General features: G+C 65.1%; 10 protein-coding genes. 8 read left to right on the forward strand and 2 right to left on the reverse strand.

The window, feature by feature from the left end:
• The first annotated feature begins 5 nt into the window (after positions 1 to 5).
• The 6 genes from NSE01_RS17045 to NSE01_RS17070 all read left to right on the forward strand — a co-directional run bounded on the left by NSE01_RS17045 (position 6) and on the right by NSE01_RS17070 (position 8,826).
• Positions 6 to 1,160: an acyl-CoA dehydrogenase family protein gene (locus NSE01_RS17045; protein ID WP_147160853.1), complete on the forward strand. Its 1,155-nt coding sequence runs from the start codon at positions 6 to 8 to the stop codon at positions 1,158 to 1,160.
• The gene (locus NSE01_RS17050; protein WP_147160854.1) at positions 1,157 to 2,161 is read left to right on the forward strand and encodes an acyl-CoA dehydrogenase family protein; all 1,005 of its coding nucleotides are present in this window, start codon (positions 1,157 to 1,159) and stop codon (positions 2,159 to 2,161) included. The genes NSE01_RS17045 and NSE01_RS17050 overlap by 4 nt, the downstream gene beginning before the upstream one ends.
• A complete protein-coding gene (locus NSE01_RS17055) occupies positions 2,148 to 2,882 on the forward strand; it encodes an SDR family NAD(P)-dependent oxidoreductase (RefSeq protein ID WP_147160855.1) in 735 nt (244 codons plus the stop codon). Before NSE01_RS17050 ends, NSE01_RS17055 begins: the two co-directional genes overlap by 14 nt.
• A gap of 88 nt (positions 2,883 to 2,970) precedes the next feature.
• Complete coding sequence (locus NSE01_RS17060) at positions 2,971 to 6,462, forward strand: indolepyruvate ferredoxin oxidoreductase family protein (protein ID WP_147160856.1); 3,492 nt, start codon at positions 2,971 to 2,973, stop codon at positions 6,460 to 6,462.
• 14 nt (positions 6,463 to 6,476) lie between these two features.
• Positions 6,477 to 7,259, forward strand: coding sequence for an enoyl-CoA hydratase/isomerase family protein (locus tag NSE01_RS17065; RefSeq protein ID WP_170233882.1), 783 nt, complete (start codon positions 6,477 to 6,479; stop codon positions 7,257 to 7,259).
• A gap of 145 nt (positions 7,260 to 7,404) precedes the next feature.
• The gene (locus NSE01_RS17070; protein WP_170233883.1) at positions 7,405 to 8,826 is read left to right on the forward strand and encodes an aromatic ring-hydroxylating oxygenase subunit alpha; all 1,422 of its coding nucleotides are present in this window, start codon (positions 7,405 to 7,407) and stop codon (positions 8,824 to 8,826) included.
• Between the two features lie 90 nt (positions 8,827 to 8,916).
• Here NSE01_RS17070 and NSE01_RS17075 read toward each other — a convergent pair whose 3' ends face one another.
• Both NSE01_RS17075 and NSE01_RS17080 read right to left on the reverse strand, forming a co-directional pair.
• The gene (locus NSE01_RS17075) at positions 8,917 to 10,050 is read right to left on the reverse strand and encodes an acyl-CoA dehydrogenase family protein (protein ID WP_147160859.1); all 1,134 of its coding nucleotides are present in this window, start codon (positions 10,048 to 10,050) and stop codon (positions 8,917 to 8,919) included.
• Positions 10,051 to 10,056: 6 nt separating this feature from the next.
• Positions 10,057 to 11,268 (reverse strand): acyl-CoA dehydrogenase family protein, encoded by a 1,212-nt coding sequence (locus NSE01_RS17080; protein ID WP_147160860.1) that lies wholly within the window; start codon positions 11,266 to 11,268, stop codon positions 10,057 to 10,059.
• A 248-nt stretch (positions 11,269 to 11,516) separates the two neighbouring features.
• Here NSE01_RS17080 and gloA point away from each other — a divergent pair, with 248 nt between their 5' ends.
• Together gloA and NSE01_RS17090 are read left to right on the forward strand one after the other, a co-directional pair.
• The gene (gene gloA / locus NSE01_RS17085) at positions 11,517 to 11,975 is read left to right on the forward strand and encodes a lactoylglutathione lyase (RefSeq protein WP_246135261.1); all 459 of its coding nucleotides are present in this window, start codon (positions 11,517 to 11,519) and stop codon (positions 11,973 to 11,975) included.
• Positions 11,976 to 11,977: 2 nt separating this feature from the next.
• Positions 11,978 to 13,345 carry an FAD-binding oxidoreductase gene (locus NSE01_RS17090; protein ID WP_246135262.1) on the forward strand — a complete coding sequence of 456 codons (1,368 nt, stop codon included), beginning with the start codon at positions 11,978 to 11,980 and terminating at the stop codon, positions 13,343 to 13,345.
• Positions 13,346 to 13,410 lie beyond the last annotated feature (65 nt).

Below are 13,410 nucleotides of genomic sequence, written 5' to 3' on the forward strand. Positions count from 1 at the left end.
GCTCCATGCTGGCCTTGATCGACGCATTCCCGGAGACGGCGCTGCCGCCCGAGGCTGAAGCCTTGCGCGGCGAGATTAAGGCGTTCCTCGCAGAGCGTCTCGCCGGAATGTCGGGACGGGACCGCGCGCGCACCTGGACGGGCTTTGACCGGGCATTCAGCCGGGATCTTGCCGAGCGTGGCTGGCTTGGGCTGACCTTGCCGAAGGAGTATGGCGGCGGCGGGCGCGATGCCTTTGCGCGGTTCGTGCTGGTCGAGGAATTGCTCGCGGCCGGAGCACCGATCGCTGCGCACTGGATCGGCGACCGCCAATCGGGCCCCCTCCTGCTGCACTATGGAACCGAAGCGCAGCGCCGCAAGTATTTGCCCGCAATCTGCCGCGGTGAGATCGTTTTCTGCATCGGTATGAGCGAGCCCAATGCTGGATCCGACCTTGCCAGCGTGCGCACTCGGGCGGTGCGCGATGGCGATGGCTGGCGGCTGAACGGATCGAAGATCTGGACGACCTATGCCCACCAATCAGATGCCATGATCGCGCTTGTGCGCACGGCTGGAACGCCGGAGGACCGGCACAACGGCCTTTCGCAGTTCCTGATCGACCTTGCGCTCCCCGGCATCACGGTAAGACCGATCAGGCTCGGCACGGGCGAGAGCGATTTCAGCGAGGTGCATTTCGACAATGTCGCGCTTCCCGCCGATGCGCTGGTGGGAGTGGAGGGCAATGGCTGGGCGCAGGTGAACGCCGAACTGGCCTTCGAGCGCAGCGGGCCGGAGCGGATGTATTCCAGCCTCGTGCTGCTCGATCTTTGGGCCAGTACGCTGGATGAGAATGCCGACGCAGCGGATATCGAGTTGCTGGGGCGGCTGGTGGCGCGGCTCGGATCGCTGCGGGCAATGTCGATTGCGATCACCGGCAAGCTCGCTGCCGGAGAATCGCCGCTGACCGAAGCGGCGCTGATCAAGGATCTGGGTACGGAGCTGGAACAGGCGATCCCGGTGGGCATCGTCGATGCAATCGGCAAGCGGCCCGACCTCGCGTGCAATGCAAACCTCATGAGCACGCTCGCGTTCCTGCTGCAACTCAATCACGTGTTCTCGCTGCGCGGCGGAACGCGCGAGATTCTGCGGGGCATGATTGCGCGGGGGCTCGGGCTGCGATGAGCGATATGGACGCCATGCTGACAGTGCCGTTCCGGCGCCTGCTGGCGGACATTGCCCCTCCCGCAGCGGTGCGTGCAGCGGAAGGCTGCCGCGGAGTACCCCCTATGTGGCGGGATCTGGTCGCGTCGGGATTTCTCGATGCTTTGGTTCCGGAAGACAAAGGCGGCGCAGGGTTGGCACTGCACGACGTATTTGCGCTGGTGGCTGCGACTGGCGCGGTGTGCCTGCCGGTTCCGTTTGCCGAGACGATGACGGCACGCGCCTTGCTGGCCGCGCGCGGTGCGGCGCTCCCGGAGGATGCAGTTGTGGTGCTTGCACCGCCATCTGCGATCATCCCGTTGGCCGCCGCCGCGACCCATGCGCTGGTGCCGAAAGATGATCGCATCGCGCTGGTCGCGCTTGGCGATGTCGGCCCGGACCCTTTCGGCGCAGGCGGCGGAAGCGTGGCCGCAGATGCGCCCGAGGTGCTTGCGGTGCCAGCAGGATCGATCGACCTGGCGGTCTTCGCTGCCGGGCTGACCGCAGCCAAGATGGCAGGTGCGATGGCCCGCCTGCTCGAGATGTCGGTACGCTATGCGAACGAGCGGGTGCAGTTCGGGCGCCCGCTGGGCAAGTTTCAAGCCATCCAGCAGCAACTGGCCGTGATGGCAGAGCAAGTGGTTTCGGCACAAGTCGCTGCGCGGATCGGTATGGCGGGTGCGCATTTCGATCCGGTGCGGGTGGCCATGGCCAAAACCCGGACGGGCGAGGCAGCGCATCAGGTTGTCGCGATTGCCCATGCCGTGCACGGGGCAATCGGCGTGACCGAGGAATACGATCTTCAATTGCTGACCCGGCGCCTGAAACAGTGGCAACTGGCGTTCGGTTCGGAAAGCTATTGGGCTGGTCGGCTGGGAGCCGTTCGGCGCTGTGCGCCTGTCGACACGACCGCAGATTTCATCCGGCTCCATCTGGCCGAAATGGTCGGCGCTGCTTCGGGAGAAGCCCATGCTCGAGCTTGATTTCAGCGGACGTACGGTGCTCGTCGTGGGCGGATCGAGCGGGATTGGCAACGGCGTGGCGCAGGCCTTTCGGGCACAGGGAGCCGAGGTCCACGTTTGGGGCACCCGCCCGCGCGAGGCTTACCGCGCCGAGGACGGCTCTGACCTGACCGGGCTTCACTACGCGCAAGTGGACGTCTCGGACTTCGATGCGGTGGCACGCGAGCCGCTTGCGTTCGAGAAGCTTGACGTTCTGGTGACCTGCCAAGGCACCGTGGCCTATTCGCGCAAGGAATTCGAGATGGAGACCTTCCGCAAGGTGGTCGACGTCAATCTCAACAGCGTGATGGCCTGCTGCATGAAAGTGGAAGCGCTGCTAGCCGCGTCGCAAGGCGTGGCAGTGGTGTTCGGTTCGATTGCCGGGCTGCACAGCTCGATCGGCAATCCAGCTTACGCGGCTTCGAAGGCGGGAACGCACATGCTGGTGCGTACGCTGGGAGAAACTTGGGCGAAACTTGGTATCCGCATCAACGGCATCGCGCCTGGGCTGGTCGATACGAAGCTGACCCGCATCACCACCGCCGAGCCGGAGCGCTTGCAGGCGCAGCTCAAGAAGATCCCCATGCGCCGCATGGGCACACCAGCAGATATGGCCGGGCCCGCGCTGTTCCTTGCCTCGGACCTTGCGGCCTACATGACCGGCCAGGTGCTCGTGGTCGATGGCGGGCGCCTGCTGCCCTAGGTGCAGTGCAGGCCCAGACAAGAATGCGCCACTCACCGCGCGGGCTGTCTGCTGTAGAAGATGGTGCCACGCCAAGTCTGGAACATCGATGACCAAATCCGTTGTCACGCTCGACGACAAGTATACGCAAAGCCATGGGCGGGTCTTCATGTCCGCGATCCAGGCATTGGCGCGGCTGCCGCTCGATCAGGCACGGCGCGATGCGGCGCGGGGCAAGCGGACCGCCGGCTTCATCTCCGGCTATCGCGGATCGCCGATCGGCACCTATGATGCGGCGTTGTGGGCGGCGAAGGCGCTGCTGGAGCAGAACCACATCACCTTCCTTCCCGGGCTCAACGAAGAGCTTGCTGCAACGGCGGTGCGCGGCACCCAGGAACTCACCTGGATGGGCAAGTCCGAGTTCGAGGGCGTGTTCGGACTGTGGTATGGCAAGCATGTCGGTGCAGACCGGGGGATGGAGGCGCTCAAGCTTGGCAACCTTGAGGGATCGTCTCCCGATGGCGGCGTGCTGGTGGTGGCGGCGGACGACCATGGCGGGAAATCCTCGGCCAGTGCGCAAGGCTCCGAACATGCGCTGATCGCTGCGATCATCCCGATCCTCTATCCGGCCGATGCAGCGGAGATCATCAGCTTCGGTCTGCTTGGCTGGGAAATGTCGCGCTACAGCGGGCTCTATGTCGCGCTGAAGACCGTGACCGACACGCTCGACTTTTCCGCCTCGGTGCCGCTCCCCGATCCGCATCAGGACTACATCCGGCCCGCCGGGTTCGCACTCCCGCCCGAAGGCCTTGGCCTGCGCCAGATGCGCTCCCCGCTGGCGCAGGAGGATTGGGCGGTGAACCGGCGGCTCCCGGCCGCGCAAGCCTTTGCGCGGGCCAACGGGATCGACCGGGTGGTGATCGATGCGCCGCGCCGCGTTCTTTCGATCCTCGCGGCGGGCAAGGTCTACCGCGATCTGCGGCAGGCGCTCGATGATCTGGGGCTGGATGAGGCGGCCTGCGCCGCGCTGGGGGTGCGGGTATACAAGCCGGGCCTCATCTGGCCGCTGGAGCCGGAAGGCTTGATCGATTTTGCACGGGGCAGCCGTGAACTCCTGATCATCGAGGAAAAGCGCCCGGTGATCGAGGAGCAGGCCGCGCGGCTGCTGTTTGCGCTGCCGGAGGGCGAACGCCCGATCCTTACCGGCAAGCGCGATGAGGCGGGGCAAGCGCTGCTCTCCAGCGTGGGTGAACTGAACCCCTCCAGTGTGCGCGAAGCGTTGGTGCGGCGGCTCAAGGCGCTCGGCATCGCGAGCAATGATCTGTCGGACCGCGCGGCACGTTTCGCCGAGATGGCGGAACGCGCGCGGCGGATCGGTGGCGGGGCCAAGCTGCGCCCGGCTTACTATTGCTCGGGATGTCCTCATAACACCGGGACGCGCCTGCCCGATGGCAGCATCGCGATCAGCGCGGTGGGTTGCCACGGCCTTGCCGCGTTCATGCCGGAGCGGCGGACCTTGATGCCGATGCCGATGGGCGGCGACGGGATCCCATGGGTTTCGGCAGGGCCGCTGCTTGATCGGCCGCATATCTTCCAGAACATGGGCGATGGCACTTATGCCCATTCCGGCGTGCTCGCGATCCGGCAGGCGGTGGCGGCCCGCGCCAACATGACGTTCAAGATCCTCTACAACGATGCCGTGGCGATGACGGGCGGCCAGCCGGTCGAAGGCGCGCCCACGCCGCTCGATATCGTCCGCCAGTTGCTCGCCGAGAACGTGTCGCCGGTGGTGATCGTGACCGACCAGCCCGAAGACTTTTCCGGCGATCACCGCCCGCCGCCCGGTGTTGCGGTCCATCACCGCGATGCGCTCGATGCGGTGCAGCGCGATCTCAGGACGCGAAAAGGGGTTTCAGGCCTCGTCTATGTCCAGACCTGCGCTGCCGAGAAACGCCGTCGGCGCAAAAAGGGAGCCTTTCCCGATCCGGACAAGCGCGTGTTCATCAACGCGGCGGTCTGCGAAGGCTGCGGGGATTGCTCGGCGCAGTCCAACTGCGTCAGCATCCAGCCGCTGGAAACCGAGTTTGGCCGCAAGCGCCGGATCGACCAATCCTCCTGCAACAAGGATTTCAGCTGCATCAAGGGCTTCTGTCCTTCGTTTGTGACAATCGAGGGTGCGAAGATTGCCAAGCGCGGCAATTCAGGAAGCGCGGATTTCGACACAATGATCGCCGACCTGCCGAGGCCCGCCATCGCGGGGGAGGGCGCAGTCCACTCGGTGCTCATCACCGGCATCGGCGGGACGGGTGTGCTCACCGTCGGCGCGGTGCTGGGCATGGCGGCGCACCTTGAGGGCAAGGGCTGCACCGTGCTCGATCAGACTGGCATGGCGCAGAAGGGCGGTGCGGTGACCAGTCATTTGCGGATCGCACCGGATCAGAGTGCGCTCCACACTGCGCGGCTGGACGTGGGCATGACCGACGTGATCATCGGCTGCGATCTCGTCGTCGCCTCGCACGCGGACGTGCTCAAGACCGTCCGGCCCGGCGTGACTGTGGCGGTGCTCAATGCCGATGTGACGCCCACAGGCGAGTTCCAGACGAACCGCGATGCGGACATGGGCGAACATGCCTTGCGCGCCATCGTGGCCGAGGCGCTGGGCGGCGGCGCTATCCACGATCTCAATGCCACCCGCCTCGCAACCACGCTGACCGGAGACAGCATTGCCACCAATTTCCTGATGCTGGGCTTTGCGCTGCAGAAGGGGTTATTGCCGGTTTCGCTCGATGCGCTGGAGGAGGCGATCCGGCTCAATGGCGCGAACGTAGCCGGAAACCTGCGCACGCTGGCGCTGGGCCGACTGGCGGCAGTGCGGCCCGAGGCATTCGATGCGCATGATCCGGCGGCAGATCTCGCGCGGCGACTCGCAACCCTCGACGGCGTCCTGGAAAGCCGCACGGCCCTGCTGACGGACTATCAGAACGCAGCCTATGCTGCCGAATACCGCGCGTTCATCGATGAGATTTCCGGGATTGTGGGGCGCAGCAGCGCTGGCGATGGGGCAGATGAATTCGTGCGGACCGCTGCGCTCGGGCTGGCCAAGGTCATGGCCTACAAGGACGAGTATGAAGTGGCGCGGCTCCATGCCGATCCGCGCTTCCGCGAGGCGCTCACCGAGCAGTTCGAGGGGCCGTTCCGGATGAGCTATCATCTGGCGCCGCCGCTGCTCAGCCGCACCGATCCCGTCACCGGGCGGCCGCGCAAGATCCGCTTCGGTGCCTGGGCGGGATTGCTATTCGGTGTGCTGCGGCGCTTCAAGGCCCTGCGCGGCACCGCGTTCGATCCCTTCGGCTACACCGCCGAGCGCCGCGCGGAGCGTACGCTGATTGCCGAATACCGCGCGCTGGTGCGCGAGGTGGCTGGCGGGTTGTCGCCAGCGAACCTTGCCGCGGCGACGGAGCTTGTGGCTGCGGTGATGGACGTGCGCGGCTATGGTCCGGTGAAGCATGCCAGCTTGCAAGACTATCAAGCCCGCCTTCCAGCCCTGCGGGCCGCGTTCGAGAATGCCGCTGCCAGCGTGCGCGAACCTGTTGCCGCCTGAGGAGGATTGGACCTGTGGAATTCACAACGCTTTCGTTCCGTGTCGAAGACGGGATCGGCCATCTCCGCTTTATCCGGCCCGATCTGCACAACCGGTTTGATGAGGCGCAGCACGCCGAGTTTCCTAAGGCGATCGCACCGCTGGCGGCGCGCACCGATCTTGCTGCGCTGGTCATTTCGGCTGAGGGGCGTTCGTTCTCGGCAGGTGGCGATCTCGACATGATGCTGCGCGCCAATCAGTCCGAAGCGCTACGGCTGCGGCTGACCGGCGAGGGGCTGGCGATCATCGAAGGGCTGCTGGCGATCCCTTATCCGGTCATCGCGGCGGTGCAGGGCGCCGCTGTCGGGCTGGGGGCATCGGTTATCGGATGCTGCGATATCGTGGTGGCGGCGCGGCAGGTGAAGATCGCTGATCCGCATGTCGTGCTGGGGCTGGTGGCGGGAGACGGCGGGCTGATGGCGTGGTCGCAAAGCGTGGGCGTGATGCGGGCCAAGCGCTACCTGCTCACGGGTGACGCGATCACCGCAGAGCAAGCGCACGCAATGGGCATGGTGAGCGATCTGGTCGAGACGCCAGAGGAGGTGCTGCCCGCCGCAGAGGCCATCGCGCGCCGCATTGCCGCACTGCCACGCTGCGGCGTGAGGGGCACGAAGCGGGCGTTCTCGCGGCTGAGCCGGGATCTTTTTGGCGCGGCGTTCGAGCTTTCGTTCGCATACGAGATGGATGTGATCAGCGGCGAGGAAGTACGCGGCGCGGTGGAGGCTGCGCAGGCGGCGATGAAGGCTCGCAAGGCCTAGCCGTCCTGCCGGGGGCTGCCAGAAACCGAAGGGTGCAGTTCTAGGCAAGACGCGCGCGGGCGCATCCATTTACTGCCATCGCGATTCTGGCAAAACCTGAAGCTGTTGGCGCCGGAACCGGCGTACGCAGGAAATGGGTGCTGGGATGACCGAAGAACGCGTTCGCGATGATGACCATCTCCGGTTCGCGGAGCCCTACGAGCCGCTCGATTACGAACCATACCGGCAAAGCTACGTCCTGCCGGAATGGAAGGATACGCGCGCGCTGCACAAGAAGCGGCCTTCGCGCGATCTGGGCACGGCGCGGCATACCGATACGGCCGTCTACTACTCGCGCGAGGTGATGCAGCAGGAGTGGGATCTGATCTGGTCGAAGGTCTGGCTGCTGGCTGGCCATCTCAACGACATTCCGAAGGAAAATGCCTTCATGAAGGTCGATCGTGGGCCTGAATCCGTGATCATCGTGCGCGGCAAGGGCCAGTCGGTGCGAGGGATGTACAACGTCTGCCAGCATCGCGGCACGCGGCTGATCGAGCAGGACTTCGGCTCCGCGAAGAAGTTCGTCTGCCCGTTTCACAAGTGGGAGTTTTCCAACACTGGCGAACTGCTGAAGATCGAGGACCGCGAGACCTTTCGCGAGGAAGCGCTGTGCCATGATCTGAACCTGCCCAAGGTGCGGACCGCCGTCTGGCGCGGCTGGGTGTTCATGACGCTGAACGACGAAGCGCCCGAGCTTGAGGACTGGCTTGGCCGGGATTTTCTGGCGCACATGGAGCCCTACGACCTCGAGAAGGTCATCCGCATCCGCGATGTACAGCAGGAATGGCCAGCCAACTGGAAGACGGCGCACGAGGCCTTCATCGAAGGCTACCACGTTCAGGCCACCCATCCGCAGCTTTACCCGGCGGTCGATGCCTATCACGCCCAGACTGACCTGTTCGAGAACGGCCACGGCATCAGCGTCTACCAGTTCATGAGCCCGAGCCCGCAATACATCAGCCGTTTGCCGGGCGGTCTGGTCGAGGAGCACAAGATTTTCCTGCGCGAGGCCGGCATTCCCGAAGCGGAATGGCCGACCCACTGGAGCGAGGTGCCCGGCGCGATCATCAAGGCGAAGCTCGCCAAGAAGGACTACGCGATCGACTACTCCAAGTTCACCGAAGGGCAGCTCGTGGACGACTGGAGCTTCGGCGTGTTCCCGACGACCGAGATGTTTCTGCACCCCGAAGGGTTCTTCATCCAGAACTGGCTCCCGCATCCGAGCGACCCCGAAAAGTGCATCTACACTGTGCAGGTCTATGCAGTGCCCGGGATTGGCGAATTGCCCTCGTTCATGGCGGTCGAGAACGCAGACCTATCGGGCAAGAAAGTCCTGCCGCGCACTTATATCGACACCAACGACATGGTGAACCTTGGGCCGGTCATCAGCCAGGACAGAGCGCTTGTGCCGCGCGTCCAGAAGGGGCTGCACTCCAAGGGCTACAAGGGGGCGGTCTACAGCGAGCAGGAAATCCGCATTCGCCACTTCTTCGATGAATACTATCGATACCTCAATGGCTTGAAGTGACCGGCCGGAGCCTCTCCCGGACTGGAACCAACATCTGAAGGCCATGCTCCCCCGATCCGGCTTGCTGGATCGGGGGTTTTGTCTTTCCGCTCAGCAGGCGGCAGGCGAGGTTGTTTCTTGCCAGAAAGACCGAGGCAGGCCCGCCAGCGTCTTGAGGTGCAGGCTCTCCCCGCCAAACTGTCCCGCAATTACGAAGAGGCGCCGATAGGTGTGCCCGATGGCGAGCTCTTCGGTCATGCCGATCCCGCCGTGGAGCTGCACCGCGCTCCGCCCCACGAACAGCGCGGCACTGCTGACGATGGCCTTCATCGCGGCGAGCCCACGGTCGCGTGACGCGCCGGGTTGGTCGAGCGCGGCGATGCCTTGATAGAGGATCGAGCGCGACAGTTCCATTTCGACCAGCATGTCCGCCATGCGGTGTTGCAGGGCCTGGAATGTGCTGAGCGTCGTGCCGAACTGGCGCCGCGTGGTGATGTAGTCGCGTGTCATGCGGATGGCCGTGTCCATCGCGCCGACCGCCTCGGAACACAGGCCCGTAAGAGTGTGCGCCAGCCCGGTAGAGATTGCCGCAAGACCCTCGCCGGGGTGGGCGAGTGTTTCGAGGACCGGTGCTTCGTCGAACTGCAGGTCGGCGGCATGCTGGTTGTCGAGCAGGCGGTAGCGCCGCGCTGAAACGCCGTCGGCTGCCGGGTCGACCAGATAGAGCCCGATGCCCTCCGTGCTGCGCGCCGAAACGATGAGCTGTGTCGCCGCGTGTCCACCGATGACCAGCGACTTGGTTCCGGTGATCCGTCCGTTGGCGAAAGTGGTTTCGACATGATCTGGAGCACCCCGCGCGGCCAGTTCGCCGTGAGCAGGAACGATCAGCGCATCGCCTGCCACGATGCCGGTGAGAAGCTCATCGCGCAGTGCCGAAGCTGGCAGCGCGGCGAGGGTCTGGGCGGCGAACAGCGCGACCGGCAGGAACGGTTCCAGCACCAGCGTCCGGCCGAACCCTTCCATGATGATCATGTTCTCGACCGGGCCGCCACCATAGCCACCCGCGTCTTCGGCAAGGCCCGCACCCAGCCAGCCAAGCTCGGCGAAGGTCTGCCAGTGCTGCGGGTCAAGCCCGGTGCCTGCCTCGATAAGGCGGCGGCGCGCTTCGAAGCTGTAGTCGCGCGCGGTGAAGCGGGCGACGCTGTCTGCCAGAGCCTGCTGTTCGCCGGAAAGGTTGAAGTCCATGTGCAGTCAGAGTCCCAGAATGGATTTGGCGATGAGCGTGCGCTGGATTTCGCTGGCGCCGCCGTAGATCGTGGTGGCGCGGCGAAACATTGCCTTCGCCGTCACGCCGATGGCCTCGTCATCGGTCAAGCCCGGCGAGAGACCGTCGCCATGAAGTATGTGGTGCCCCTCGGGATCGGGCATGGCCGCCAGTCCGTGATCGCCCAGCGCTTCTGCCGCGAGCAGCGCGGCCCGCTCGCTGAGTTCCGAACCGCGCAGTTTGAGCAGCGATGCCACTGCATTGCCCGCCGCATCATGTTCCGCGGCATGGAGCACGCGCATGACCGACCACTCGAGCGCGATCACTTCTGCCTCCAGCCGGGCCAGCTTGGCGGCAAAGGCCGGTTCATCGATCAACAGGCCATCACCTGCGCGGGCATGGGCGGCGAGATGGCGAACCTGATCGACATCGCGCTTGGTATGCGAAACGACGGCCGACGTGGTCCGCTCATGCGTGAGGAGGAACTTGGCATAGCCCCAGCCGCTTCCGGGTTCTCCGATCAGGTTCTCCGCCGGCACGCGCACGTTGTCGAAGAACACCTCGTTGAGCGTGAGCCCCTCGTCGATCGACCAGATCGGGCGGCGCACGATGCCCGGAGACTTCATGTCGATCAGCAGGAACGAGATGCCGGCTTGCGGTTTCACGGTCTGATCGGTGCGCACGAGCGCGAAGATCCAGTCGGCGTAGTGGGCCTCCGAGGTCCAGATCTTCTGGCCGTTGACGATATAGTGATCACCATCAAGGTCGGCACGGGTGCGCAGCGAAGCGAGGTCTGATCCCGAGCCGGGCTCGGAAAAACCCTGGCACCACCACTCGTCGCCGTTCAGGATCGGGGGCAGGAAGCGGGCCTGCTGCTGCGGCGAACCGAATGTGCACAGCACCGGGCCCAGCAGATCAAGCGCGCAGCGATCGAGCACTGGCGCGCGGGCACGCCGCAGTTCGTCCTGAAAGATGTACTTGCGCAGCGGGCTCCAGTCGGTGCCGCCGAAACGGGCAGGCCAGTGCGGCGCGCTCCACCCTTTGGCATTGAGGATGCGCATCCAGCGCTGCACATCCTCGCGCGCGCTATGGTAATCGTGCTGGCCGCGCCGGGCTATATCGGGCGGAAGGTGCGCCGTGATGAAGGCGCGCACCTCGGCGCGGAAGGCTTCGTCCTCTGGCGCAATGTCGAAGTTCATGGGGTGCCTTTTCGCTGCCGTGTCGAGTGCTCCCGTGCTTGCAGCATCGGCACGCAATGGCCAGCGTCTGACCCCCGCTCTGCGATGGGGAGCAAAAGACAGTGCGGGGCAGAGCAATGTGGCGCGCGGGGGCCGCTTCACTCTCAGACAAGTTGCGGATGAGGTTCAGATACGCCGCTGCGCTGCGCCCTCGGGTAAGCTCTCTCTCGTTCACCTTTGGGTGACGCCGATTGCGGAGGAATTGCACCTTGAAGGAAGAATACTGGATCTGGGGCAAGGATGCGCAGCGGCCGCGCATCCTGCATGCGATGATCCGCGTTGCCGATCTGGACCGCTCGCTGGATTTCTACTGCAACAAGCTAGGCATGGTGGTGCTGAGCCGGGTCGATGTCGAGGCCGCGCGGTTCTCCATCGTGTTCGTGAACTTCACCGACGATTTCGATAGCGGCGCCATCGAACTCACCTACAATTGGGATCACCCTGCCAACGCCGAGGGCTACACGCACGGCAGCGGCTATGGCCATGTCGCCATCGGCGTGCCGGATGTGTTCGCAACCTGCGACCGGCTCCGCGCGGCGGGCGTAGCGATCACGACCGAGCCCAAGCATCTGCTTCCCGGCGCGCCTGCGCTGGCCTTCGTAAAGGACCCGGACGGCTATGCCATCGAGCTGATCCAGACTGCCGGTTTTGTGGCGGGCGATGGCTGAACGTGGATCTCGCTGCTGAAATCCGCGCGCTGGTCGGTGACCGCGGCCTCCTCACGGGGGACGATGTGCGCATGCGTTCGTGCGATCCGTTTCGCAACGTGCCTCCCGAAGGTCCGCTGATCGTACGGCCGGCGTCCACCGAAGAACTCTCTGCGGTGATGCGGCTGTGCCATGAACGCGGCCAATGCGTCGTCACGCACGGCGGGCGGACGGGGGTTGCCGGGGGCGCATTCGTGGGGGCAGACGAGATCGCGATCTCGCTCGAGCGCATGAACGTCATCGAGGAAATCTGCCCGGTGACCAGCCTTGCGGTCGTGGGTGCGGGCGTCACCATCGAAGCGCTGCAGAACGCAGCGGCCGCGCAGGGCTTGTTCTATCCGATAGATCTTGGCGCGAAGGGCACCGCGACGATCGGCGGCAGTATCGCCACCAATGCCGGCGGCAACCGCGTGCTGCGCTGGGGTATGACCCGGCAGAACGTGTTGGGGCTGGAAGCGGTGCTGGCGGACGGCACGGTGGTTTCGGCGATGAACCGCCTGATCAAGAACAACACCGGCTACGATGTGAAACAGGTCTTTATCGGCGCCGAAGGCACGACCGGGATCGTCACGCGCGCGGTCATGCGGCTGGTGCCTGCGCTGGCCAGCCAATCGGTCGCCTTCGTGGCGGTGGACAGCGAGCAGGCGTTGCTGGACCTGCTCGGGCGCGCGCGAAAGCTGCCGACGCTGTCCGCGTTCGAGGTGATGTGGCCGGACTACTACGATCTCGTCGCGGCAAGCGGGACGGACCGGCGCCCGCTCGCACAAGGCCGCCATGCCTATGTCCTGATCGAAGCAATGGGCTATGACCGCGAGCTTGATGCGCAAGTGTTCGAGGCCTTCCTCGAAAGTGTCTACACCGATGGCCTTGTCGTCGATGCCGTGCTGGCGGCTTCCGACAAGCAGATCGCCGAGCTGTGGCGTGTACGCGAAGGCGCGGAATGCATCGTGCGCGAAATGAGCCCGTTCGTCTCGTCCGACGTCAGCCTCGATGTGCGCGATGTGTCACGGTTCGTCGATCTGGTGCGCAGCGGGCTGGCGGAGCACTATCCCATCGTGCGGACCGCGACGTTCGGCCACCTCGGTGACAACAACATCCACCTCGCGCTCCATGTCGGGCCGGATACGCTGGCGCAGGAGCCAAACGTCGAACGCATCATGTTCGATGCATTGCGCACGTTCGGCGGGGCGCTGACGGCCGAGCATGGCATTGGCCAGTTCAAGCGCGCCTTCCTGCCGGACCACAAGCATCCGGGCGAAATGACGGTCATGGGGGCGGTGCGCGCGGCGCTTGATCCGGCAGGCCTGCTCAACCGCGACGTGCTGTTCTGACCGGGATTGCCTGAACCGGAAATGCGGCTTGTCTGGCTGGCGGAACTGCTTTCACCCGCGCCCGG

Origin of the sequence: Novosphingobium sediminis, from assembly GCF_007991615.1 — a bacterium.
Taxonomy (GTDB): domain Bacteria; phylum Pseudomonadota; class Alphaproteobacteria; order Sphingomonadales; family Sphingomonadaceae; genus Novosphingobium; species Novosphingobium sediminis.